Raw genomic sequence first — 24,587 nt, forward strand, 5'->3', positions numbered from 1 at the left:
CTCACCACCGGCCGGGCGCGTAGTCCTTCATGAAGACGCCGTACAGGTCCTCGCCCGCCTCACCGCGCACGATCGGGTCGTAGACGCGGGCCGCGCCGTCGACCAGGTCGAGCGGGGCGTGGAAACCGGCGTCGGCGAGGCGCAGTTTGTCGAAGTGGGGTCGCTCGTCGGTGATCCAGCCGGTGTCGACCGAGGTCATCAGGATGCGGTCGGCGTCGAACATCTCCTGTGCGCTGGTCCGCGTCACCATGTTCATGGCCGCCTTGGCCGCGTTGGTGTTGGGGTGGCCGGCACCCTTGTAGCCGCGGTCGAACACGCCTTCCATCGCGGAGACGTTGACGACGTAGGCGCGCCCGGCGGACGCCCGGCGGGCGGCCTCGGCCATCGCCGGACGCAACGCGCTGATCAGGATGAACGGCGCCGTGTAGTTGCACAGCTGGGTCTCCAGCAGCTCCACCGGGGAGATCTGCTCGATGGTCTGCACCCAGGTGTTGGTGTCGACGACGTCGGGGACCAGGCCGCCCGCGTCGATGGCGGTGCCCTCACGGTGCCGGACCACGCTGGCGTTGCCCGCGACCAGGGCGAGGTCGGCCACCTTCTGCGCGTCGAGTCCGCTGACGCCGACGGGCAGCGCGGTCAGCCCGTCGACCGCGCCGGAGTTGAAGGCGCCGATGACGTGGTGGGCGGGCAGCTCACCGGCCGGCAACGGGGCGCTCTCGCCCTCGACGAGCGCGGCGTACGCGGTCGGCAGCCGGCGCACGGTCTGGGTGGCGTTGTTGATCAGGATGTCGAGCGGGCCCTGCTCCGCGACCCGGTCGGCCAGCGCGACGGCCTGGGCGGGGTCGCGCAGGTCGATGCCGACGACCTCCAGGCGGTGCATCCAGTCCGCGGAGTCGTCCATGGCCTTGAAGCGGCGGATGGCGTCCTTGGGGAAGCGCGTGGTGATCGTGGTGTGGGCGCCGTCGCGCAGCAGCCGCAGCGCGATGTACATGCCGATCTTGGCGCGTCCGCCGGTGAGCAGCGCGCGCTTGCCGGTGAGGTCGGCGCGGGCGTCGCGCCGGGCGCGGTTCTCGGCGGCGCACTCCTGGCAGAGCTGGTGGTAGAAGTAGTCGACCTCGACGTAGCGGGTCTTGCAGGTGTAGCAGGAGCGGGGACGCTGGAGTATTCCCGCGATCCGGCCGGGCGCGACGCGGGAGGACGGCAGGATGCCTTCGGTCTCGTCGTCGATGCGTTCGGCGGAGCCGGTGGCGGTGGCCTCGGTGACGGTCTTGTCGTGGGCGGTCTTGGCGGCCCGGCGCTCCTGGCGGCGGCGCTGCTTGACCGTGCGGTAGATGTGCGAGGTGGCCCGGCGGACCAGGACCGCGTCCGGGTGGTCGACGTCCAGTGTGTCGAGTTCCTCGAGCACGCCGAGGCAGACGGCCAGCCGCTCCGGGTCGATGCCGGGCCCGTATGCCACCGCGTCCGTGGCCTCGGGGCCGTCCTGTGTCACCGTCATCGCCGCTGCCGTTCCCGCTCTGCTTCTCGCGGCGCTCCGTTCGCATCCGCTGTCGAACGGGGGATTTTACTTCAGCGCCGGGCCGCAGCGCCAAACCCGTGTCCGTCAGTGATCGCAGGCAGCGGTCAGCGTCGTCACCTCCTCGGTCAGCGCGCGGGCCAGCCGGTCGAGGTCCGGGAGGGCCGCGCCGTCGGCGACCAGGCCGTAGTGGACACGTCCGCGGTAGGTGGAGACCGCGACCGCGAGGGAATGGCCGGGGGCCAGCGGCGCGAGCGGGAATACGGCGCCGAGCGGGTCGCCGCCGAGCCGCAGACCGAAGCCGGGCAGCGGCACGCTGGTGACCAGGACGTCGAACCAGAGCCGGGCCGCCTGACCGAGCAGCGGCCCGCCGAGCCGGTGGCCGAGCGGCGGCACATGGTCGGCGAGCAGGGCGACGGCGCCCGCGCCCCGGTGCGGACCGGCGTCCTTGTTGCGGTCCATGGCGGTGCGCACCCGGTCGAGGCGGACGAGCGGGTCCCGCTCGTCGACGGGAAGCCGTATCAGGTACCCGGAGAGCCGGTTGCCCTGCGGGTGGGCGGTGCGCGGCCGGCGCCGGGAGACGGGGACGAGGGCGCGGGGGGCGACGCCCTCGCTGCCGTCGCCGCGCTCGTCGAGCCAGCGGCGCAGGGCTCCGGCGACGACCGCGATCGTGACGTCGTTGACGGTGCCGCCGGCGCTCTTGCGGATCCGGTGCACGTCGTCGAGGTCGATCACCACGCCGGCGGTGCGGCGGGTTCCGCTGGGCGCGCAGGTCAGCGCGGGTGAGGAGCGCATGTCGAGGGTGGAACGGGCGACGGCTGCGCCGATGTCCAGGGCCCGGCCCGCGTCGGACAGGGCGTCCCGGACGAGACCGGGCACCTCGCGCACGTCCGGCAGGAGCCCGCGCGGGGGCGCGGCGGGACGGGGCCGGGGTGTGGGGAGGTCCATCGGGTCCATCAGCGCGGCGGCGAGGGTGAGGGCGCGCAGCCCGTCGGCGAGGGCGTGGTGGAACTTGAACAGGACGGCGAAGGAGGTGCCGTCCTCCCCCGGCAGCACATGGGCCTCCCAGGGCGGCCGGGTGCGTCGCAGCGGACGCCCCATGAGCCGCCCTGCGACGGTGTGGAAGTCGGCGGCCGGGGGGTGCAGCCGGACGTGGTCGAGGGGGTCGAAGCCGGGGTCGGGCTCGCGGGTGGCGCCGCCGAAGGCGAGGGACCGGCGCAGGGCGGAGGCGAGCGGCTGCCGCAGCGCGGCGGCCAGGGGCTCGCCGGGCGCCGGCCAGGCGCGGCGGAGCGCCGACAGCGGCTGCCGCAGGGCGAGCGGCTGCCAGGTGTCGCGGATGCGCATGCGCAGGCCCGGCACGGCGGCGGACCGGGACGCCAGCAGATCGACGGCGTGGGCCGCCGCGGAGGGCGAGCGGGCGGAGAAGACGCCGAGCGCCGCGAGGTGCATGGGGTGACCGGCGGACTCGATGTTCCAGAACGCCAGGTCGAGAGGGGCGAGCGGGTCTGCGGTCATGGGCGGGGCCTCGCGTCGACGACGGGAACGGATCAGCAGTCAATCGCTCCCGGCCGATTACGGTCAAGCACGATCTGGCTACACATAGTTAACATCATGTGTCGTCTTCACCCCTTCCGCCGGTGCGGCGGAAGGGGCGGGACCGCGGTGACGGACGGGGTTACCGGGGCACGATCACCGCCTGACGGAGTGACGAACGCCACCCGGACGGGCGCGGCCCGCCGGAGGAACGGTTCATCGCGCGGCGCCCTCCGTCGCCGGGCAGCCCGCGGGCTGTGCCCGTGAGGCGTCCCGGACGAGGGCCTCATGGGCTGCCTTCACCCGGGCCACGTCCGGCTTCATCACGCGCCGGTCGTAGGTGAGCAGACCGTTGAGCTCGCCCTCGACGTCCGTGATCTGGGTGTACACGGCTCCGTTGCCGCCCCGGCACACCAGCGCGCGCACCTCGTCCAGCTTGGTGAGGTAGTCGTCGGTGTAGGTCGCCGGGTCGACGTCGACGTACGACTGCTGCACGGACCAGGCGTGTCCGGGCACTGCCAGGCCGAGGCCGCCGTACTCGCCGCTGACCAGGGCACGCCTGCCGTCCGGGCGAGGCGGGAGGGCGGGGCTGGGGTAACCGTGCTCGTCCATGATGTCGCCGGCGTTCCCGTCGGCGCCGAGGTTGAGCCCGGACTGGTTGTTGACCAGCCGGCTGGGGTCCCAGGCCTTGGCCTGTTCGGCGATGCGGCCGATGTCGTACTGGCCCCAGCCCTCGTTGAAGGTCACCCACATGACGATCGACGGGCTGCTGATGTGCTCGTCGATCATCTGCTTCATCTCGCGCTCGTAGCGGGCGCGGGCCTCGGCGTCCGGGTTCTTCCCGGCCGTCATGGCGGGCATGTCCTGCCACACCAGCAGTCCGAGCCGGTCGGCCCAGTAGAACCAGCGGTCCGGTTCGACCTTGATGTGCTTGCGCACGGAGTTGAAGCCGAGCTCCTTGTGGGCCTTCAGGTCGTACGCGAGGGCCTCGTCGGTGGGCGCGGTGTGCAGGCCGTCGGGCCAGAACCCCTGGTCGAGGGTGGCCATCAGGAAGACGGGCTCACCGTTGAGGACCGTGCGGGGCACCCCGTCGATCCGCTCGACGGCGATGGAGCGCATCCCGAAGTAGCTGCCGACGCGGTCGGCGCCGACGGTCACCTGCAGCCGGTACAGGAACGGGTCGTCGGGCGACCACAGGCGCGGGTCGTGGATCCTCAGGGTGAGCGGTTCACCGGTGCGGCCGACGGCCGTGGCGACCTTGCGCCGTCCCTCGTACGCGGTCGCCCTGACCGGTACGCCGTCCCGGACGCCCTTCGCCTCCACGGTGAGCCGCTCGCCGGCCACGTCCGGGACCAGCTTGAGGGAGTCGACGTGGTCGCGGGCGACCGGCTCCATCCAGACGGTCTGCCAGATGCCCGAGCTGGGCGTGTACCAGATGCCGCCGGGGTCCAGGCGCTGCTTGCCGATCGGCGGGTTCTCGCCGTTTGCCGCGTCGGTCGGGTCGTACACGCCGACGACGATCTCCTGGGTGCGGCCGGGCTTCAGCGCGTCGGTGACGTCGGCGCTGAACTTGTCGTAACCGCCCTCGTGCTCGGCGACCTTGGTGCCGTTGACGTACACCTCGGAACGCCAGTCGACGGCGCCGAAGTTGAGCCGCAGCCGCTTGGCGGAGCCGATGTGCCAGTCGCGGGGCACGGTGAAGGTGCGGCGATACCACATGCGGTCCTCGTGCCGCTGGATGCCGGAGAGCCGGGACTCCACCGGGTAGGGGACGAGGATGCGCTCCTTCAGCGTCTTTCCGACGGGCGGCTGCTCGCCCTCCTCCGCGGCGGCGAACTGCCAGCGGCCGTTGAGGTTGCGCCATGCGTCGCGGGTGAGCTGCGGGCGCGGGTACTCGGGCAGGGCGTTGTCCGGGCCCACTTCGTCCGCCCACTTGGTGCTCAGTTCGTGGGTGGAATGGTTGGGGCCGCTGCTCAGGAACGCGCCCACGGGGTCGCCGTCGGCGGCGGTCAGGCCGCCCTGTCCGTCGTAGCGGATGTCGGCGCTGCCGCGGGCCGTGCCGGTCTTGTTGCCGACGACGGGCTCGGCGAGCGTGACGAGCAGCGCCTTCGGGTCGGCCGGGTCGGGCTGCGCCGACTCCAGGGGCCAGTCGGCGCCGCCGATCACCGCGTCGAAGTGGTCGGTGAAACCGGCCGGGGGCGCGGCGAGCGGCCGGGGGAAGTCCAGCTTCAGGGTGCGGCCGGAGGCGAGGACGGTGGCGGCGAGGGCACCGTCGTAGTCGAAGCCGTCCGGGAGGCGGAACGCCGACTGCGGTACGGGCTCCTTGCCGCCGCCGGGCTCGGTCCAGCGCAGGTGGAAGTTGGAGCCGCCGTAGTGCTCGAAGTACTCGACCTTGATGTCGTGGGCCCGGCCGGCGGTCAGCTCGACGGGCTCGGCGGTCTGTTCGCGGTCCCAGTCGTCGATCCAGTGGTCGATGGCGATCTCGCCGTCGATCCACAGGCGGAAGCCGTTGTCGGCGCTGACCGAGAAGGTGTGGGCGCCGGTCCGCTCCGGGACGATCTTCCCGGTCCAGCGGACGCTGACGTCGTCCGACCGGCCGGTGGTGAGGTTCAGGCGCGGCTCCAGGTTGTCGAAGTCGAGGTCGGCGTCGAAGGCGGTGGCCCGGAGCTCGTGGAAGTCGAAGGCGCCGGGGGCGGACTGGGTGTAGTACTCGCCCTTCAGGCCGTGGATCTCCACCGGATCGTCCTCCGCCGCGGTCGCGGCCGGGCCGGTCGCGGTGAGTCCGGTGACTCCCAGGGCGGCGGCCAGGAGAAGCGCGAATCGGTTTCTGAGTCGTCTGGTGCGCACGGATCCTCCGTCGGTGAGGAAGGTGACGGCTTGTCGCTCAGTAGGTGGATCTGGTGCTGTGCGTGTTCTGTTCTGTGCGCTGCACTCGCTCGTACAACGTTGTCAAAGAACACCACTCGGCATAACAGCACGGATTCCGTCATGCGTCCAGGGACATGACAAAGACCCCGGTGGCCACAGCCGACCGGGGCCCGCACACCGGTGTCTACGGCACCAGCTGTCCCTTGCCGAGCGCGATCACCCCGCCCTTGGACACCGTGTACAGCTCGGCGTCACGCTGGGGGTTGACGCCGACCGTCGCGCCCGGCGGCACCTCGACGTTCTTGTCGAGCACGGCGCCGCGCACCACCGCGCCCCGTCCGACGTGCACGTTGTCGTGCAGCACCGAGCCCTGCACCACGGCCCCCGGATCGACGACCACGCCCGGCGACAGCACGGACCGGGTGACCTGTCCCCGGATCAGACAGCCGGCGCTGATGATCGACTCGCTCGCCATGCCGCCCGCGTTGAACCGGGCCGGGGAGAGCTGGCCGGAGTGGGTGTAGATCGGCCACTGGCGGTTGTAGAGGTTGAACGCGGGGCGCTCGGCGATCAGGTCCATGTGCGCCTCGTAGTACGCGTCCAGCGTGCCGACGTCCCGCCAGTAGCCCTGGTCCCGGCTGGTCTCGCCGGGCACGTGGTTGGTGCTGAAGTCGTACAGCGCGGCCTCGCCCCGCTCGGTGAGCCGGGGCAGGATCGAACCGCCCATGTCGTGCACCGAGTCCTCGTCCCCGGCGTCCCGGTGCAGGGCCTCGATCAGCGCCTTGGTGGTGAAGATGTAGTTGCCCATCGACGCGAACACGCACTCGGGGTCGTCGGCGAGTCCGGGCGGGTCGGTCGGCTTCTCCAGGAAGCGGTCCACGGACCGTCCGTCCGATCCCGGCGTGATCACGCCGAAGGCGGAGGACTCCGAGCGCGGCACCCGTATCCCCGCCACCGTGACGCCGGCCCCGCTCTCGATGTGCTGGGCGAGCATCTGGCGCGGGTCCATGCGGTACACGTGGTCGGCGCCGAAGACCGCCACGTGCTCCGGCTGTTCGTCGTGGACCAGGTTCAGCGACTGCAGGATCGCGTCGGCGCTGCCCAGGTACCAGCGCGGGCCGAGGCGCTGCTGGGCGGGGACCGGGGTGACGTAGTTGCCGAGCAGGCTGGACATCCGCCACGTGGTGGTGATGTGCCGGTCCAGCGAGTGCGACTTGTACTGCGTGAGCACGCAGACGCGCAGGATGTCGCCGTTCACGAGGTTGGACAGCACGAAGTCGACCAGGCGGTACGTGCCGCCGAAGGTGACCGCCGGTTTGGCTCGGTCCGCGGTGAGGGGCATCAGGCGCTTGCCCTCGCCGCCCGCCAGCACGATTCCCAGGACCGAAGGACCACCACGACGCATGGCCGCTCCCCTCACGCCGAATTTCCCCAAGACTGCCCCGGACGGGCGGGACTAAGCCTGTTTGAGGATCTCCTCGTAGAGCCCGGCCGTACGGCGGGCCACCGCGTCCCAGCCGAACTCGGTGACGGCCCGCTCCCGCCCCGCCCCGCCCATCCGCCGTGCCGCCTCCGGGTCGCCGAGGACCGAGTCGAGCGCCCGCGTCAGGCCCGTCTCGAAGTCGTCGTCCACGTCCACCAGCACCCCCGTCGAGCCGTCCGCCACGACCTCGGGGATCCCCCCGACCCGGGAGGCGACCACCGCCGTGCCGCACGCCATGGCCTCCAGGTTGACGATGCCGAGCGGTTCGTACACCGAGGGGCAGACGAACACGGCGGCGTGCGTCAGCAGCTGGATCACCTCGGGCCGCGGCAGCATCCGCGGAATCCAGTGCACGCCCTCGCGGACCCGGCTCAGCTCCTCGTACAGCTCACGGAACTCGCGGTCGATCTCGGGCGTGTCCGGGGCGCCGGCGCACAGCACGACCTGCGCGGCCGGGTCGATGCCGCGCACCGCCCGCAGCAGCTGGGGCACGCCCTTCTGCCGCGTGATCCGGCCGACGAACAGCACGTACGGGCGGGAGTGGTCGAGGCCGATCCGGTCCAGGGCGTCGGTGCCGGGGTCGGGGCGGTACAGGCCGGTGTCGATGCCGTTGTGCACGACGTGCACCCTGGCGGGGTCCAGCGCCGGATAGGAGGCGAGGATGTCCTCGCGCATGGCGCCGGAGACGGCGATCACGCCGTCGGCCGCCTCGACGGCGGTGCGCTCGGCCCAGCTCGACAGGGCGTAACCGCCGCCGAGCTGCTCGGCCTTCCAGGGGCGCAGGGGCTCCAGGGAATGGGCGGTCATCACGTGCGGGATGCCGTACAGCAGCTTGGCGAGGTGGCCGCCGAGGTTGGCGTACCAGGTGTGGGAATGGACGAGTTCGCGGCCCTGGAGGGCGGCGGCCATGGCCAGGTCCACGGAGAAGGTGCGCAGCGCGTCGTTGGCGCCGTCGAGCGCGGTCCAGGGGCGGTGGCGCAGCACACCGTCCGCCCGGCCCTCGCCCCAGCAGTGCACCTCCAGGTCCACCAGGGGCCGCAGTTCCCTGGCGAGGAACTCCACATGGACACCCGCGCCGCCGTACACGTCCGGGGGGTACTCCCGTGTCAGCAGTCCCACTCGCACCCGTGAACCCCCTGTCTGAGCGGACGTTCCCTTCATGGTCACCCAGATGGGGCGCGCGGGGAAGAGCGGGGCGGCCGGGCGAAGCAGCAGTCGCCGCAGACGCCCCCGCCGGGCACCCGGTAGTACAGACAGCAGCTGCGGCGCCGGAAGGCGGTGCCCGTGAGGGTTCCGGTCCCGGTGAGCAGGGGGTGCGCGAGGAGTTCGGCCGTCAGGGAGGCGGCACGGGCGGCGGCGTCCGTACGGCCGTGGCGGCGCCCCCAGCGGTCCAGTTCCCGGGCGGCGCCCGCGAGCGCGGAGGCGGCGTTGCCGCGCAGCAGGCCCGGCGCGAGGCGGTGGCGGGAGCTCAGGGCCGCGGCGAGGGGTTCCAGGTGGCCGCGCAGCACCAGCTCCGCGATCGTCGCCGCGTCACCGGGCAGCGGCCGCACCTCGGTCAGCCACAGGTCGTCGGGGGCGCCGCCCTCCGGGTCCCAGCGCAGCAGCGGCGGGGCGAGGTCGGGGACCGCGCCGTACAGGGCGGCGGAACCGAGGGCCACGGACCACAGACGGGCGGCGAGCCCCTGCTGGGCCACCGACGCGGCGACCCGCGCCTCGGGGGTGCGCAGGGCACCGGCGACCCGGCGGACCCGCGAGGCCAGGAAGTCGCCCTGAACATCCGGGCCTCCGGGGCCGTATGCCTGGGCGAGCGTGGGCAGGGAACGGCCGGCCACTCCCGCCGTGCGCAGTACGAAGAAACCACCGAGGCGGTGAAGGGCGGTGAGAGACGGGTCGAGGTCCACGACGTGCAGTAGTACCAAGCCCCTTAGGGGTGACAACCAGGGGCCCCCCGCCCGCGGGTACCCACCCTGGGGATGAGGGAGGCGCCGTCGTACTCCATCGGCAGTAGGACTCATTGAGTGCTCAGGGACGACGACGGGAACACTCTGGCACGGCATCGTGTTGGTTATGAAAGCCGACCGTTCGCCGCGCCGGGTCCACCGCCCCGGCCTCACGCAGAGGAGCAGCCGATGAGCGCCCTCGCGTTGTCCGTGCTGCTGTCGTTCGTCTCTGCCGTGGCGTACGCCGGAGGGGCGATCGTGCAGGAGCAGGTCGCGGTGTCCTCACCCGGCGCGCAGCAGTACGCACCGCTGCGCCGGCCGGGCTGGTGGGCGGCGGTCGCGCTCAACGGCCTCGGCGGACTGCTCCACGTGGTGGCGCTCGCCTACGGCCCGCTGAGCCTCGTCCAGCCCCTGGGCGCGCTGACCATCGTCTTCGCCCTGCCCATGGCCGCGCTGTTCGTGGGCCGGAAGGCCGGGGCGACCGCGTGGCGCGGCGCCATCATGGCGACGGTGGGCCTCGCGGGACTGCTGTCCCTGGTCGGCGCGTCCGACGCGCAGTCGCTGGACACCGCGCAGCGGGTGGCGGCTGCGCTGGGCACGGCCGGGGCGGTCGTGGCGCTGATGATCGCGGCCCGCGCCGTGCACCGGCATCCCGCGGTGCGCAGCATCCTGCTGGCCACCGCGTCCGGTGTCGCGTTCGGCATGTCCTCCGTGTTCACGAAGACCGTCGCGGTCGACTGGACGGGCGGTGTCACGGCTGCGGACCTGCCGTCCCTGGCGGTGATCGGCGTCCTGGCCACGGCCGGCATGCTGCTCTCCCAGGCCTCCTACCGGGGCGCCGGCCTCGCGGCGCCGCTGGCCACGCTGACGGTGGTGAACCCGGTGGTGGCGGCCGCGGTCGGCATCACGATGTTCGGCGAGACCTTCCGCTACGGCACGACGGGCACGGCGCTCGCACTGAGCTGCGGCGTGGTGGCGGCCGGTGGTCTGATCCTGCTCACGACGGAGCGGCTGGCACGCGAGCACCAGGAGGCGCGGGTGGCGGAAGCCTCCGTACCGGAGCCCGCGTCCGAGGTGGTTCCCGCGGAGGCCGACGGACAGCCGGCCACCGATCCCGCCGAGCGGCTGCTGGCCGCACTCGAACTCTCCGAGGACGTACGGGTGCCGGCCCCCGTGCCGGCACCGGGCGGCGCGCCGGACGACGCGGATTCCGCCCCGGTGCCGCTGGTGTCGTACGCGCCCTTCTACGGCGGCCCGTACGTACCGGTGGCGGTGGTGGACCGGCACAGGGTGCGGATCAAATCCTGACGCCGCCCGCCCTCAGGTAGGCGACCGGGTCGACGTCCGATCCGAAGCCGGGCCCCGTCCGCACCTCGAAGTGCAGATGCGGGCCCGAGCTGTTTCCGGTCGAACCGGAACGGCCGATGCGCTGGCCCGCGCCGACGGACTGCCCGCTCTTCACCGAGATCGCCGACAGGTGTGCGTACTGGCTGTGGCGGCCGTCGGCGTGCCGGACCACCACCTGGTAGCCGAACGACCCCTCCCAGCCCGCGCTGACGACGGTGCCGGCCCCGACCGACTTCACGGACGTGCCGGTGGGGACGGGGAAGTCGACGCCCGTGTGGTAGCCCTTCGACCAGGCGGATCCGGCCTTGTGGTACGGCGTGCCGAGCGCGGCGCTGACCGGGGCGACCAGAGTTCCGGTGGTCTTGGTGGCGCGGTCCGCAGGGTCCTCGGTGCGCTGGGAGGAGGCCTTCTTCTCGGCCTTCTTCTCCGTCTTCTTCTCGTTCTTCTCGGCCTTTTCGGCTCTCCCGGCCTTCTTCTCGGCCGACTTGGCCGGTTTCTCGACCGCCTTCGTCGTCCCGTCGGGCAGGGAGAGCCGCTGGCCCGGCATGATCAGGTCGGGGTCACCGCCGATGGTGGAGCGGTTGGCGTCGTACAGCTTCCGCCAGCCGCCGCCGACCTGTTCGCCCGACGCGATGCCGGAGAGGGTGTCGCCGCGGACGACGGTGTACATCTCGGCGCGGCCCGCGCGGGACTGGGGCGTGGTCTGCGGTGTGACGTCCCCGGCGGAGGACCGGCCGGTCTTCCTGCCGTCGGCCTTCCCGTCGTTTCCGTCGGACTTGCCGGCGGCCGGCCGGATGTCGGGGGTGTCGCCGCCCCGGGTCAATCCGGCCCGCACCGAGCACACCGGCCAGGCGCCGGGCCCCTGTCCGTCGAGGACCTTCTCGGCGACGGCGATCTGCTGGTCCTTGGTGGCCAGATCCGCGCGCGGCGCGTACCGGGTACCGCCGTACGCCTCCCAGGTCGACTGGGTGAACTGGAGCCCGCCGTAGTACCCGTTGCCGGTGTTGATGTTCCAGTCGTCGGTGGACTCGCAGGCGGCGACCTTGTCCCAGGTCTCCACGTCGGCCGCCTGGGCGGCGCCGGCGCCCAGCAGCGGGAGCGCCATTCCGGCGCCGCCCGCGGTGACGGTGAGCGAGGCCCGGTTGATCCTGTTCGGCTGATACCGGCGGTGCCGGCCGCGCACGGCCATGGAAGTCCCCCTCGACAATGCGTCAGGAGGGGCAAAAGTAAGCGGTGCGAACCGGCCGTGACAAGACGGCTATCGGCCGCACGGATGCGCCAAGTGGCCGGGAGTTTTCGCCCGTTGCGCCCCCGTTGGCACTCCCTGGGGAGCGTGCGCGGGCGGGTGTGCCCGTCCGCGGGGGCACGCGGGCGCGTGCGCCCGCTGAGTGCACGGGGGGCATCCGCGCGTATGTGCCTGAGCGGTGTCGTACCGACCCGCGCGTGCGCACGCGAGTGCGGCACGTCAGGATGGTCGATGGCAGGACTGGCGGGCATCGGCCGGCAACACCGGGACCCGGCAGTACCGATACCAAGGTCACTAGGAGCCACCCCAATGAGCAGTTCAGCGCAGATCGGTGTCACGGGGCTCGCGGTCATGGGCCGCAACCTCGCGCGCAACTTCGCCCGCAACGGCTACACGGTCGCGGTGCACAACCGGACGGCGGCACGCACGCACGCGCTGGTGGAGGAGTTCGGGCACGAGGGCGGCTTCGTGGCGGCCGAGACGGCCAAGGAGTTCGTGGCGGCGCTGGAGCGACCGCGGCGGCTGGTCGTCATGGTGAAGGCGGGCGAGCCGACGGACGCGGTGATCGAGGAGTTCGCGCCGCTGCTGGAGCCCGGCGACATGATCATCGACGGTGGCAACGCGCACTTCGCGGACACCCGCCGCCGCGAGAAGGCGCTGCGGGAGCAGGGCATCCACTTCGTCGGCATGGGTGTCTCCGGCGGCGAGGAGGGCGCGCTGAACGGGCCGAGCATCATGCCGGGCGGCCCGAAGGAGTCGTACGACTCGCTGGGCCCGATGCTGGAGAAGATCTCCGCGAAGGCGAAGGACGGCTCCCCCTGCGTCACGCACGTCGGCCCGGACGGCGCCGGGCACTTCGTGAAGATGGTGCACAACGGCATCGAGTACGCCGACATGCAGCTGATCGGTGAGGCGTACCAGCTGCTGCGCGATGTCGCCGGCTACTCCCCCGCGCGGATCGCGGAGATCTTCCGCACCTGGAACACCGGCCGGCTGGACTCGTACCTGATCGAGATCACGGCCGAGGTGCTGTCGCACGTGGACGCGGCCACGGGCGAGCCGTTCGTGGACGTGGTGGTGGACCAGGCGGAGCAGAAGGGCACGGGCCGCTGGACCGTGCAGATCGCGCTCGACCTGGGCGTGCCGGTGTCCGGGATCGCCGAGGCCGTGTTCGCGCGCTCCCTGTCCGGTCACGCGGCGCTGCGCGAGGCCTCGCGCTCCCTGGCCGGCCCGAAGGCCGCGCCGCTGGGCGAGTCGGAGGCGGCGGCGTTCGCCGACCGGGTGGAACAGGCGCTGTACGCGTCGAAGATCGTGTCGTACACGCAGGGCTTCCACGAGGTGGCGGCCGGCAGCGAGGAGTACGGCTGGGACATCGACCTCGGCGCGGTCTCCGCGATCTGGCGCGGCGGCTGCATCATCCGCGCGGCCTTCCTGGACCGTATCCGCGCCGCCTACGACGCCCGCGCCGACCTGCCGAGCCTGCTGTCGGACGAGACGTTCGCGCGGGAGATCGCGGACGCCCAGGACGACTGGCGCGAGGTGCTGATCGCGGCGACCCGTCAGGGCGTGCCGACCCCCGGCTTCGCCGCGGCCCTCGCCTACTACGACGCCCTGCGCGCGGAGCGCCTGCCGGCCGCGCTCACCCAGGGCCAGCGGGACTACTTCGGCGCGCACACCTACCGGCGCACGGACCGCGACGGCTCGTTCCACACGCTGTGGGGCGGGGACCGCTCGGAGGTGTCGGCGTAGGACTCCTGTGACAGGGCGGTGGGCGGCCGGGCGGCCGGCCCCCCCCCCGGTTTGCCCGCCGGGGCAGCACAGCGGCGGGGCGGGGGCCGGGGTGGGCCCCCGCGCGGGGGCCGGCGGGGTCGGCGCCGGGGGCGGGGGGGGGGGGCCCGGGGGGGGGGGGGGGGCCCCCCCCCGGGGGCGGGGGGGGGGGCCGGCGGCCCCCCCCCCCACCGCCCTGTTTTCCCGTCCGGATCAGCTCAGCGGCGGGCCGGGCTCCGGGTTCGGCACCGGCTCGGGGCCCGGCGGGATCGGCGACGGGGACGGCTCGGGGGGACCCGGATGCGGCGGGGGCGGCTGCGGTCCCGGTCCCGGCGGCTGCGGGGTCGGCTCCGGACCGGGGCCCGGCGGCGGGGGCGAAGGGGCGGGGTCCGGGTAGGGCTCGGGGTGCGAGGGGTCCGGGCCCGGGGTGGGGCCCGGCGGGACGGGGTCCGGGTACGGGTTCGTCATGGCGCGTGTCCTCCGGCCTGTCGCTCGACGTCGGCTCTGGACTACTGCCCCGCCTACCCGACGGCCGCCTCTCCAGTCACCCGCCCGCGTGACGGCACGGGGCCGGTTGGCGTCACCTTCCCGGCCGGGCGCGGCACGCCTCCGCCGCCGGACGTTCGGAAGGGACCGGCCCGGCCGGAGGATCAGGGGCGCGGGGTGAGAGTGTCGGAGCGGCCGGCCTCGATGCGCGACCACTGGGGGATGGGGCGTCCGTCGCTCCGCAGCCGCACCTCATCGACGGGCGTGCCCTGTACGGTGGGCCAGTCGGGTGGCGAGTCCTCCCACAGCTCCTGGCGTCCGTACACGGTGAGGTCCATGAGCGCGTAGCTGTAGTCCATCGCCTCCACCCCGCGCAGGGTCGTCCAGTACGTCTCGAAGACGCGGTCGCCGTCCCGCAGGTAGCACACGATGTGCATCATGCCGACGTGGCGCCCGGTCAGCAGTTCGTCCTGCGACGGGAGAGCCGAGTACCACGGCACCTCCCAGCCCATGAAGTCGCGGTAGCGGCGGCTTTCGTCGTACGGACCCTGGCAGAGGACGGCGTAGGTGATGTCGCGCGAGTGCAGGTACGACAGCTCCTGGACCTGGGTGGTGACCCACGTGCAGCCCTCGCACTGCCCGGCCGCGTCGTGGCCGTGGTGCCACATGAAGTAGTAGGCGATGAGCTGTCGGCGCCCTTCGAAGGCTTCGAGCAGGGTGACCGGCCCGTCGGGCCCGGTCAGTTCGAGGTCGGCGGCCACCTCGACCATGGGCAGGCGCCGCCTGGCGGCGGCGATCGCGTCGCCTTCCCGGGTGTGCGCCTTCTCCCGGATCCGCAGGCGGTCCAGTTCGGCCCGGAAGGTGGCGCGGTCGGCCATCGGTGGCAGCGCCGGAGCACGGTCCGTGGGCCTGCTGTCGTGGTCGGTCATGGTCTTGCCCAATCGTCGTAAGTCGCTGTCCGTCAGGGGGCCGCGTCGGGTCCGGGGCGTTCCGCCAGTTCCTTGATGCGCAGCAGACGCGTCTCCCAGGAGCGGCCGATCCGGTCGAGTTCGCGGGCCAGCGCGCCGAGCCGGGCGCCGACGGCGAGGTGGACGACCTCTCGCCCGCGCTGCTCGGACTCGATCAGCCCGACCTCGCGCAGCACTTCCAGGTGCTTTCCGATCGCCTGCCGGCTCACCGGCAGGACCCTGGCCAGCGCGGACGCCGACATGGGGCCCTCACCGAGCCGGGTGAGTATCTCCCAGCGCGTCGCGTCGCCGAGCGCGGCACACACGACGGGAAGAGCGGAAGCGGTCACAGCCGCCTCGCCGGGACCGACGCGTTCTTCTCGACGAACGCCTTCGCGGCGGCCAGCTCCATGAGCCAGCCCTTGTCGTTTCCCTCGCGTTCCTTCAGCCATGCCGCCGGGTCGTCGGCGAGGCCGGAGAAGCCGCTCTCCACCACGCGCAGGGTCACCCCGCCGCCGTCCCGCTCGTCGATCCGGAACTCGACCAGGGTCGAGGGCGTCGAGTCGTCCCGGTGCGGGGTTCCGATCCACCGGAACGCCGCGTAGCGCGGCTTGTCCAGCTCCACCGTCCGGAACCGGAACTCACCCAGCGAGGGATGGCGCACCACGGTCACCTCGCCCTCGTGGCGCAGGTCCGGCTCGGCCTCGACCGCGCCGTCATTGATGTACCAGCCGGGGCGTACGACCAGCTCCCATACCCGCTCGGCGGGTGCGTCGATGTCGATCTGCCGGGCGATCCGGTCGAGCTCGGACAGCTCCGCGTCGGTGTGGGCGGCGTCATTCACGGGATACCTCCATTGCCGGTCCGTGTGCAACTCGACGATTGCACATCCCGACGGCATGCGCAACTGAAAGGTTGCACTCAATGGATCCATCCGCGGCTCACGCGTCCGTCCGCACGGCACGTTCCGAGGAAGTGTCACGTTCCCGGCCGGAGCGCCTCCCGGTCCGGCACGGCCCGGCCGGGGCCCCGGCGGCACAGTCGGGCTGCCGCCGCGAGTCCCGGACGGGGACTGGACAGCACGGGCACCGGCGTCGTGGCGAGTCGCCCGGCCGGGGCCATGGACGCCTGGGCGAGGACGATCACTTCGGCACCGGTGACCGCGTCCGCGGCCTCCGCGATCCGCCGGACGTAGCCGGCCGGGTCGCCCGCCTCGAAACACTGCCAGGCCCCTTGGACCAGCACGGTCGTCACCCCGACGGACCGTCCGCCGCGCCGGGCCTCCTCCTCGATCAACGCCACCGTCGGCCGAAGCGTGCTTTCCAGGGCGGCGAGGACGACGACCCGCGACCCGGCCGCCACCGCCGCGGCCGCCATCGGCCGGTCGACACGCAGTACCGGAACCCCGGCCTCGGCGGCAGCCGCCTCCGCGACCCCGCCGATGGTCGAGCAGGTGCACAGCACGGCCCGGGCACCGCCGTCGACGGCCTCACGCACTTTCGCCCGTACGTCGCAGGCCACCGCTGCGGGCCCGTCGACGCGGGCGCGCTCCAACAGGTCCTCGGCGACAAGGTGCCGCAGTTCCAGCCCGGGGTGGGCCTCGTCGCGCAACGCGTCGAAGACGGGCACGTGGACGGGCGAGGTGTGCAGCAGTGCGAGCACGTGGACCTCAGAACCGCTCGGGATGCGCCGCCAGCCACTCCTTCGCCGCCCGGGCCGGCTCCGGTCCGGCCGCCGGAGCCTGGTCGGGGTGGCGCTCGGCCCACTTGGCGACGTAGGGGCAGAGCGGGACGACGGCGCTGTCCTCTCGGGCGGCGGTACCGTACAGCTCGCGGGCGAGGGAGCCCGCGATGCCCCTGCCCTCGTGGGCGGGCTCGACGATGGTGTGCACGGGCACGAGCGCGCGCTCGGGCGCGTCGAGGACGAAGTACTCGATCCGCCCGACGACCTCACCGTCCGCCACCGCCTCGAGCCGGCCCGCCGCCCGGTCGTCACGGATCCCGATGTCACCCATGGCCACGTCACGCTCCTGCCTCGGTCTGCGCCGGTCAGGCCGTGGTGACGGCCCCCGGGCTGCGCTCCTGGTCCGACCCCGGCACCGGCTCGGACGGGTCGGCCCCCAGGAACACGATGCGGTTGTCACCGTCCACGTGCACCACCCGGGGTTCCAGCGCCCGCGCCTCGGCGTCGGTCACCTGAGCGTAACTGATGATGATCACCAGATCGCCGGGCCGGACGAGATGGGCGGCGGCCCCGTTGATCCCGATCACCCCGGACCCGCGCTCCCCCTCGATGACGTACGTCTCCAGCCGCGCCCCGTTGGTGACGTCGACGATGTGCACCAGTTCCCCGGGCAGCAGATCGGCGGCGTCGAGCAGCTCGGCGTCGATCGTGACGGATCCCACGTAGTGCAGGTCGGCCTGGGTGACGGTGGCTCGGTGGATCTTGGACTTGAACATGGTACGCAACACCGGGGCACTCCCACCAGTAGGCTCCCTGCCTGCGTTTTTGCAGGTCAAGGGCTGTTTCCATACCCTACAACGAGTCGCATGTCCGGGCAGCTGTCCCCAGGTTTTTCAGGACTCATGCTGACCACTTGCCGACTTTCATGACGCCCCGTCAGGTGACTGGAGGAGGGCTTCGCCCACTCTCGCGGACCCCACCGTGGCGACGACCCAAGCCTACGCAGCACCCCCCGAAGGACGTCCGTGATCACCGTCACGCGGACGGTCTGGACGGCAGTCAGGAGCGAGGGCGCTCGAACGGAAGTCGGACCACGCGCCGCCATGGGTCAGCCGGCCCAGGCCCCTCGTATCCCGTCTCAAAGGAGGAGGCGCCCACAGCTCCATGAATCTGAATGGCCGAAGCAGCGCGGCAACATAGCGGCGGATCGCCGGTTACTGAGGTTGAACTCGTGGAGTCGTAGGGGCTGACGGCTGGTCGCCCGTGCGGTATCACCGGGGCATGCGGTATCCACAAGGGGGCGGGTTGACCGCCGAACGGCAGCAGTTCCGCGAGGGGTTACGGCTCAAGGCGGCCGAGCGGTTCGCTCGGGGCGAGGCGAGTTCTGTGATCGCCAAGGACCTGCGTGTCAGCGTCCGGTCGGTGCAGCGGTGGCGGCAGGCGTGGGAGAAGGATGGGCCGCGTGCTCTGCGGTCGCAGGGGCCGGCGTCGTTGCCGAGACTGAGCGAGAAACAGTTCGCGCAACTGGAGGCGGAGCTGGCCAAGGGGCCGACCGCGCACGGCTGGCAGGACCAGCGCTGGACACTGAGCCGGATCAAGACCGTGATCGGCCGGCGCTTCCACCTGACCTACACCATCCAGGGCGTGCGCAAGCTGCTGGTCCGCAACGGCTGGTCCTGCCAGGTCCCCGCCCGCCGGGCCCTGGAACGCGACGACGAGGCCGTGGCCGGCTGGGTGAAGGAGACCTGGCCCTGCGCGGAAGACTCGCGGCGACCCGTGGAGCCTGGCTCGTCTTCGAGGACGAAGCCGGCTTCTCCATGACGCCGCCGCAGGCGAAGACCTGGTCCCAGCGTGGCCGCACCCCGGTGGTGCGGGTCCGCGGCCGCTCCCGCAGACGCATCTCCATCGCAGCCCTGGCCTGCTACAAACCCGGTCACCGCTCGAGGCTGATCTACCGGCCCCGCCGCGACGACGGCAACCGCGACGGACGCAAGAGCTTCAGTTGGCGCGACTACCGCGACCTGCTGATCGCCGCACACCGCCAGCTCGACGGCCCGATCGTCCTGATCTGGGACAATCTCAATGTCCACAAGGCCGCCGACCTGCGGCAATGGGCGGCAGCCCAGGACTGGCTGACCATCTACTACCTGCCGCCCTACGCACCCGACCTCAACCCCGTCGAAGGTATCTGGTCGCTGCTGCGGCGCGGCTGGCTCTCCAACGTCGCCTTCAGCACCCCCGAACACCTCGTCCAGACCATCCGACGCGGTCTCCGCCACATCCAGTACCGCAGCCACCTCATAGACGGCTGTCTCACCGAGACAGGACTGACCATCAGCCCCTGATCACCGAAGACGACATCACGAGTTCAACCTCAGTAAGTGTGCCTGGTGTGAGGCCCGGCCACAGCGATGCCTGGTGCGCTCCCGTTTGCCTTGAGACAACTTGCCCGCTTGCCGGCGGAGCGTCGTAACCTGCATGTGAGCGTAGGAGCTGCCGTTCGGCGGGTGGGACGGGCAGGTCTGAACCTGACCGGAAGCGACCGGTCTTCCACTCGGGATCTCCATGGAAACTCCGAGGTCGAAGGGTTTCGGTCAAGTCCGGCTCCGTATCCAGAGACAGCTTCATCATTTCCATCCACCCTTTTGGGGTACTTGATATCTCTGTGTCCTGCTTGGGCGGTTGAAGCGGTGGGGCTGATTCTGGCCCGCATGCAGTCGGAGTTCGGGGGGACGCCGCGCTGGTTTGTGTGCTTCTTGTGACAGCTTGTGTGTCACTGGTGACCGGTGGGGTTGCCGGATCTGACTTCCTGTGGGGGGAAGCTGATGCACTCGCGTGCCACGAGCGCGTCGTTTCGGCGTGCCCGGAGAACACACAGAACCGCTCTCGTCTCGGCGATCACCACGGCCGCTGTGATGATCGCTGCCGCACCCGGTCTGGCGGCAACACCCAAGCCGCAGCTGCCGGAGCCAGAGAGCCCTTGGACCAAGCCGACGAAGGTGGAGGCTCCCGCGACGCCGGCCGGGAAGACCAGGGCGCCGGCCTCGCAGGCGGAGGCGAAACCATCACCAGAGGTGGCAGCCTGGCGAGCGGCGCAGCAGGCCCGCGCCACCGACGGGCAGACCGCCAAGGCGTCCGGTGTCCGGTCGGCAGATGCTGTCGCCACTGACTACCTGCCCGAGGGGCAGGGCGAGGTGCCCTGGCACCAGATTGTCGACACCCGTCTGAACGACGCGCTGGTGGCGCGGGTGAACGTCTCCAACGGCAACCTGATGCTGGCGGCGACGGACTTCGACATCGCGGGCGTCGGCCAGAAGCTCCAGTTGACCCGCACCTACAACTCACTGGAGGCCCCGTGGGGCAAGGTGTCGCAGCGCTGGTGGCAGGCGTACGAGCGCTACCTCCAGGTGAACGACGGTGAGGTGGACGTTTTCGACGCCACCGGCAACCTGTTGCGCTTCACGGCCAACGCCGACGGCACGTACACGACGCCGGCCGGCTACTCGAAGGACCTGAGGAAGAACGCGGACGGCACCTACACTCTGACCGACCGCAAGTCCGGCACCAAGGACACCTACAACGAGCACGGCACCCTGCTGAAGGTGACGGACAGGAACGACGGCACGATCACCGTCGACCAGCACGACGAAGGCGCCGAGCACAAGGGCTTCAAGCTCACCGAAACCCGCTCCGGCCGCTGGATCGACCTGGTCAAGACCTACGGCAACCAGTGGCAGGCCAAGGACCACACCGGCCGCACCGCAGTCCTCAACCTCGACGGCTCCGGCAACCTGGCCAAGGTGACGGACACGGCCGGCAAGGCCACCACGTACGAGTACGACGGCTCGCACCGCGTGACGAAGGTGACCACTCCCGAAGGCACGGTCACCCTCTTCACCTACGACAGCCACAACCGCGTCACGTCCGTGCAGCGCGCCACCGAGTCGACGTCGAGCGGTCACACGGGCCCGACCTGGCGCTACGACTACACCGCCGCCACTCCCTCGGACGCCGGAACGACCACGCTCACGGACCCGGACGGCGACGCCACGAAGTACGTCCACAACGCCGACGGCGAGGTCACCAAGGTCACCGACCCACTCGGCCACGCCCGCCACGCCACGTACAAGAACCACCTCACCCAGACGGCGATCGACGCCATGGGCACCGGCGCGGACGGCACCGGCGGCAACACGACCACGTACGGATGGGACGGCCGCAACAACGCCCTTTCCCAGAAGCTGCCGCTGGGCGCGACGGCGTCCGTGTCGGCGTACCAGACGGTCGCGGGGACCGACCTGCCCAACGACTTCACGACTGCGGACGGCCGCAAGGACAGCTTCAAGTACGACGCCAACGGCAACACGATGTCGGTGACGACGTCCGGCACCGCGGGCGGCACCCGGGAGTACACGTACAACGACGCCACGCCGGACTGCGGCGGCTTCGAGGGTCAGCGCTGCACGGCGAAGGACGGCAACGGCAAGGTCACGTCGTTCGAGTATGACGCCAAGGGCAACCTGATCAAGGCCAAGCCGCCGGCGCCGCTGGGCGAGACGACGTACACGTACGACGCGCTGGGCCGGGTGGAGACGGTCAAGGACGGCCGGGGCATCACCACGGTCTACGTCTACGACAACCGTGACCGAGTCCGCGAGGTCTCCTCCACCAACTCCACTGTCAGCTACTCCTACGACGGTGACGGCAACGTGAAGACCCGCACCGACGCCTCGGGCACCACCACCTGGGAGTACGACAAGCTCAACCGGGAAAAGCGCCGCACCCTGCAGAACGGCGCCCAGACCGCCCTCGCCTACACTCCGGGCGGTGACGTCGACTACTACACCGACCCGACCGGGAAGACGGACTACACCTGGGACAAGGCCGGCCGCCTCGACTACCTGACGGCGCCGGACGGCCAGAAGACCGACTTCGACTACAACAACAACGGCAAGCGCACCAAGACCGTCTACCCCGGCGGCACCACCCAGTCGGTCACCATGGACGACAACGGCCGACCGGAGAAGATCCGGACCACGTCGGGCACGCAGACGTTCATCGACCTCGCCTACAGCTACAAGAACACCGCGGGCAAGGACACCACCAAGATCCGCACCCGCACCGACAACCTCACCAAGTACACGACCACCTACACCTACGACTCCCAGGACCGCCTCACCTACGCCCTGGAAGCCGACTCCGCCGGCACCCGCAAGGCATCGTGGCTGTACTGCTTCGACAAGGCCGGCAACCTCACCAGCCGCGACGGCAGCAAGACCACCTGCCCGGGCGGCACGACGTATACGTACAACGACGCGAGTGAACTGACCGCCAAGAACGGCACCACGGCCGGCTGGTCCTACGACAAACTCGGCAACGAAACGGCGGCGGCCGACAACACCCCCCGCACGGGCGAGACCTGGACCGACTACAGCCAGCTCTCCGGCATCACCACCGGCGGCAAGACCTACGACCTGGTCCACGCCGGCACGGACAACGCCGAGCGCACCAGGCTCGGCTCGACCTGGTTCCACCACACGGCGCTCGGACTGGCGTCCACGACCACGAACGGCATCGACACCGGATTTATCCGCGAACCGGCGGGCACGCTGAACTCCATGACGACTGGGGGGAAGTCCTACTACTACCTCACCGACGCCACCGGCAACGTCCTCGGCCTCGCCGACAGCACCGGCAAGCGCACCCACACCTACGCCTACGGCCCCACCGGTCTCCCGCGCACCACACCCACGGAGACCGTCCCCCAGCCCTACCGCTACGCCGGCGCCTACGCCGACCCGACCGGCCTGTACAAGATGGGCCACCGCTACTACGACCCCACCCTCGGCCGCTTCACTCAACCCGACCCCAGCGGCCAGGAAACCAACCCCTACCTCTATGCCGCCGGTGACCCCATCAACAACACCGACCCCACCGGCCTCTTTGGTTTGCCGGAGGTGGCAGGACTCGTTCTGGGGACAGCGATCGGCGCGGCAGTAACTGTCGTGACGGGCAGCCCGTTGGTCGGCGGCATAGTTGGCGGCTGTGCTGTCGGCGCGATCGCAGAGGGAGCCAACGGAAATGGTGCAGCAGATATGGGCATGGCGTGCGTCGGTGGCGGCATAGCAGGCGGCCTTCTCGGAAAATCGGCCAGCCTTATCCCAAAGTAAGGTCAGAGAGATGAACCCAGGACTTGTAGTCATCTGCGCCATCGCCATGGCGTTCGGCATACTATGCCTAGCGGCTCCTGGCCCCACGATCAAATGGGGGCGGCGTATGCCGATTCCGGGAAGAGTGCTATCAAGTCCTCCGACCAAGGCACAGATAGCGATTCTGAGGCTCTCCGGGGCTGTGATCGTAGTAGTTGCAGCAGGAATTGTCGCCCTCCTCTGACGGTGGAACAGAAGGGCATAAAGGCGAGGCCCAAGCCTCACGTGTAGGGCAGCAGTACTACTGCGGCCCCGCATGAACGCCCGTTAGATTCGACTTCCTGCTCAGCCTCTGAGGCGGGCATGCCCCGTCACGACAAAAGCAGGATTTCACTCACGTCATAGGGAACGTACAGGCCCTCGCGCTAAAAGCGCGAGGGCCTGTCGTCTGATGTCCGCCGTATTACTAGTTTTCGACATCTGGTCCACCCTCAGATACCGACGTAGGTACCTGCGGATTGCTCATTGCGCGTTTCGGCAAGAGAGGATGAGCTTCCTCACTGGACCCTGCTGACGAGGCAAACCCTTACAGCAGACGCGGACCGCGCCCAGTCCGCATGCTGCACCCTGAATCCCGCATCTGAATATTTCACCGAGTTCTCGCGCCCGGTGTGTCACGTGAGGTCTGGTGCACGAAAGGGTAGCGCTCTGCTTCAGAGGCCTGATAGCGGATAGTCCCGGGGCATCATGCGTAGCCTGCGTCACCTGCCCCCTGCCACCTGGCGTCGGGCGGCGAGATAGGCACTCCAGTCGGGTGCCGCGCGTCGGTGCCACTGTTCTGCTGTGATCACGTGCATGCCGGTGATCGAGGCCAGGACTGCAGGAGGCAGGTCGTGGGCGAGATTGAGGCAGGCAGTGACCCGGGACGGTTTGGCTCTGATGCCGTAGGTGTTGAGCCGTCGCTGGAGAGTAGCGACGGGCATGGGACGGGCCGGATAGCTTCCCTGGAAAAGCCAGTCAGGTGCCGGTGGTGCGGAGGTCTCATGCTCTGTGGCGAGTTGCTCGACCAGGGTGTCGAGCGGTGGGGGCAGAGGAAGTGTGAGGTTCCCCCTCTGAGCTGGACAGCCTGATACTGGGACGACAGGTCCCGGAGGAAGCAGTTCCAGGTAGTGAGCAATACGAGCAAGCGGTACACGGCCGAGTTCAAGCGGGACGCGGTCGCGCTGGTCTACTCGTCGGGGAAGACGGTGACCGAGGTCGCCCGGGAGATCGGTGTGAGTCCGGAGGGTCTGCGGAACTGGGTGAACCAGGACAAGGCCGACCGGGGGCAGGGGCCGGCTGGTGTGCTGACCAGCGACGAGAGGGAAGAGCTGCGTCGTCTGCGGCGGGAGAACCGGGAACAGCAGCAGACGATCGAGGTCCTGAAAAAGCCGCGGCCTTCTTCGCGAGGGAATCGACGAAGTAGCCGTGCGCTACGCGTTCATCGATGCGGAGAGGGCCACCGAGACGAACCCCGGTGGCCATGGTGTCTGAACCGTTCCGGGTTCGGTAGAGATCTCAGTTGTTGGGTGTGACCTGGGGTTTCGTGGTTGCGAGGTAGTGGGTGGTCTCGTATTCGACGGGCG

19 protein-coding genes are annotated in these 24,587 nt (G+C 70.8%); 6 read left to right on the forward strand and 13 right to left on the reverse strand.

Features of this window, described 5'->3' with window-relative positions; all coding sequences use genetic code 11:
• Position 1 precedes the first annotated feature (1 nt).
• The 6 genes from ACH4VX_RS33590 to ACH4VX_RS33615 form a co-directional block, all read right to left on the reverse strand.
• On the reverse strand, positions 2–1,495 hold the full coding sequence (locus ACH4VX_RS33590; protein WP_398372882.1) for an SDR family NAD(P)-dependent oxidoreductase: 1,494 nt from the start codon (positions 1,493–1,495) through the stop codon (positions 2–4).
• A gap of 105 nt (positions 1,496–1,600) precedes the next feature.
• On the reverse strand, positions 1,601–3,028 hold the full coding sequence (locus ACH4VX_RS33595; protein ID WP_398372884.1) for a wax ester/triacylglycerol synthase family O-acyltransferase: 1,428 nt from the start codon (positions 3,026–3,028) through the stop codon (positions 1,601–1,603).
• 234 nt (positions 3,029–3,262) lie between these two features.
• Positions 3,263–5,893 carry a PA14 domain-containing protein gene (locus tag ACH4VX_RS33600; RefSeq protein WP_398372886.1) on the reverse strand — a complete coding sequence of 877 codons (2,631 nt, stop codon included), beginning with the start codon at positions 5,891–5,893 and terminating at the stop codon, positions 3,263–3,265.
• Positions 5,894–6,098: 205 nt separating this feature from the next.
• Positions 6,099–7,319 carry a glucose-1-phosphate adenylyltransferase gene (glgC, locus tag ACH4VX_RS33605; RefSeq protein ID WP_398372887.1) on the reverse strand — a complete coding sequence of 407 codons (1,221 nt, stop codon included), beginning with the start codon at positions 7,317–7,319 and terminating at the stop codon, positions 6,099–6,101.
• A gap of 51 nt (positions 7,320–7,370) precedes the next feature.
• Positions 7,371–8,522 carry a glycogen synthase gene (glgA, locus tag ACH4VX_RS33610; RefSeq protein WP_398372889.1) on the reverse strand — a complete coding sequence of 384 codons (1,152 nt, stop codon included), beginning with the start codon at positions 8,520–8,522 and terminating at the stop codon, positions 7,371–7,373.
• A gap of 38 nt (positions 8,523–8,560) precedes the next feature.
• Positions 8,561–9,316 carry a (2Fe-2S)-binding protein gene (locus tag ACH4VX_RS33615; RefSeq protein ID WP_398372890.1) on the reverse strand — a complete coding sequence of 252 codons (756 nt, stop codon included), beginning with the start codon at positions 9,314–9,316 and terminating at the stop codon, positions 8,561–8,563.
• Between the two features lie 210 nt (positions 9,317–9,526).
• Here ACH4VX_RS33615 and ACH4VX_RS33620 point away from each other — a divergent pair, with 210 nt between their 5' ends.
• Positions 9,527–10,645, forward strand: a complete 1,119-nt coding sequence (locus ACH4VX_RS33620) for a DMT family transporter (protein WP_398372892.1) — start codon at positions 9,527–9,529, stop codon at positions 10,643–10,645.
• On the opposite strand, the gene ACH4VX_RS33625 is transcribed toward ACH4VX_RS33620, so the two are convergent.
• Positions 10,635–11,873: a transglycosylase family protein gene (locus tag ACH4VX_RS33625; RefSeq protein WP_398372894.1), complete on the reverse strand. Its 1,239-nt coding sequence runs from the start codon at positions 11,871–11,873 to the stop codon at positions 10,635–10,637. The two genes, ACH4VX_RS33620 and ACH4VX_RS33625, sit on opposite strands and share 11 nt — an antisense overlap.
• A gap of 366 nt (positions 11,874–12,239) precedes the next feature.
• Here ACH4VX_RS33625 and gndA point away from each other — a divergent pair, with 366 nt between their 5' ends.
• Complete coding sequence (gndA, locus tag ACH4VX_RS33630; protein WP_398372895.1) at positions 12,240–13,679, forward strand: NADP-dependent phosphogluconate dehydrogenase; 1,440 nt, start codon at positions 12,240–12,242, stop codon at positions 13,677–13,679.
• 668 nt (positions 13,680–14,347) lie between these two features.
• Here the strand turns inward: gndA and ACH4VX_RS33635 are convergent.
• The 6 genes from ACH4VX_RS33635 to panD form a co-directional block, all read right to left on the reverse strand.
• Positions 14,348–15,112 (reverse strand): DUF899 family protein, encoded by a 765-nt coding sequence (locus tag ACH4VX_RS33635; RefSeq protein WP_398372897.1) that lies wholly within the window; start codon positions 15,110–15,112, stop codon positions 14,348–14,350.
• A gap of 32 nt (positions 15,113–15,144) precedes the next feature.
• Complete coding sequence (locus ACH4VX_RS33640; RefSeq protein WP_398372899.1) at positions 15,145–15,480, reverse strand: ArsR/SmtB family transcription factor; 336 nt, start codon at positions 15,478–15,480, stop codon at positions 15,145–15,147.
• Positions 15,477–15,974, reverse strand: coding sequence for an SRPBCC domain-containing protein (locus ACH4VX_RS33645; protein WP_398372901.1), 498 nt, complete (start codon positions 15,972–15,974; stop codon positions 15,477–15,479). The genes ACH4VX_RS33640 and ACH4VX_RS33645 overlap by 4 nt, the downstream gene beginning before the upstream one ends.
• Before the next feature lie 134 nt (positions 15,975–16,108).
• On the reverse strand, positions 16,109–16,792 hold the full coding sequence (locus ACH4VX_RS33650) for an aspartate/glutamate racemase family protein (protein ID WP_398372903.1): 684 nt from the start codon (positions 16,790–16,792) through the stop codon (positions 16,109–16,111).
• A gap of 7 nt (positions 16,793–16,799) precedes the next feature.
• Positions 16,800–17,144: a GNAT family N-acetyltransferase gene (locus ACH4VX_RS33655; RefSeq protein ID WP_398372916.1), complete on the reverse strand. Its 345-nt coding sequence runs from the start codon at positions 17,142–17,144 to the stop codon at positions 16,800–16,802.
• 34 nt (positions 17,145–17,178) lie between these two features.
• Complete coding sequence (panD, locus tag ACH4VX_RS33660) at positions 17,179–17,601, reverse strand: aspartate 1-decarboxylase (RefSeq protein ID WP_398372905.1); 423 nt, start codon at positions 17,599–17,601, stop codon at positions 17,179–17,181.
• 493 nt (positions 17,602–18,094) lie between these two features.
• Between panD and ACH4VX_RS33665 the strand changes: the two genes are divergently transcribed.
• The 4 genes from ACH4VX_RS33665 to ACH4VX_RS33680 all read left to right on the forward strand — a co-directional run bounded on the left by ACH4VX_RS33665 (position 18,095) and on the right by ACH4VX_RS33680 (position 24,536).
• Positions 18,095–18,634 carry a winged helix-turn-helix domain-containing protein gene (locus ACH4VX_RS33665; RefSeq protein ID WP_398372907.1) on the forward strand — a complete coding sequence of 180 codons (540 nt, stop codon included), beginning with the start codon at positions 18,095–18,097 and terminating at the stop codon, positions 18,632–18,634.
• On the forward strand, positions 18,631–19,158 hold the full coding sequence (locus ACH4VX_RS33670) for a transposase (RefSeq protein ID WP_398372908.1): 528 nt from the start codon (positions 18,631–18,633) through the stop codon (positions 19,156–19,158). Before ACH4VX_RS33665 ends, ACH4VX_RS33670 begins: the two co-directional genes overlap by 4 nt.
• A 570-nt stretch (positions 19,159–19,728) precedes the next feature.
• Complete coding sequence (locus ACH4VX_RS33675) at positions 19,729–22,983, forward strand: RHS repeat-associated core domain-containing protein (protein WP_398372910.1); 3,255 nt, start codon at positions 19,729–19,731, stop codon at positions 22,981–22,983.
• Positions 22,984–24,131: 1,148 nt separating this feature from the next.
• Positions 24,132–24,536 carry a transposase gene (locus ACH4VX_RS33680; protein WP_398372912.1) on the forward strand — a complete coding sequence of 135 codons (405 nt, stop codon included), beginning with the start codon at positions 24,132–24,134 and terminating at the stop codon, positions 24,534–24,536.
• Positions 24,537–24,587: the final 51 nt, after the last annotated feature.

It is taken from the genome of Streptomyces sp. NPDC020731 (assembly GCF_044334705.1).
GTDB lineage: Bacteria > Actinomycetota > Actinomycetes > Streptomycetales > Streptomycetaceae > Streptomyces.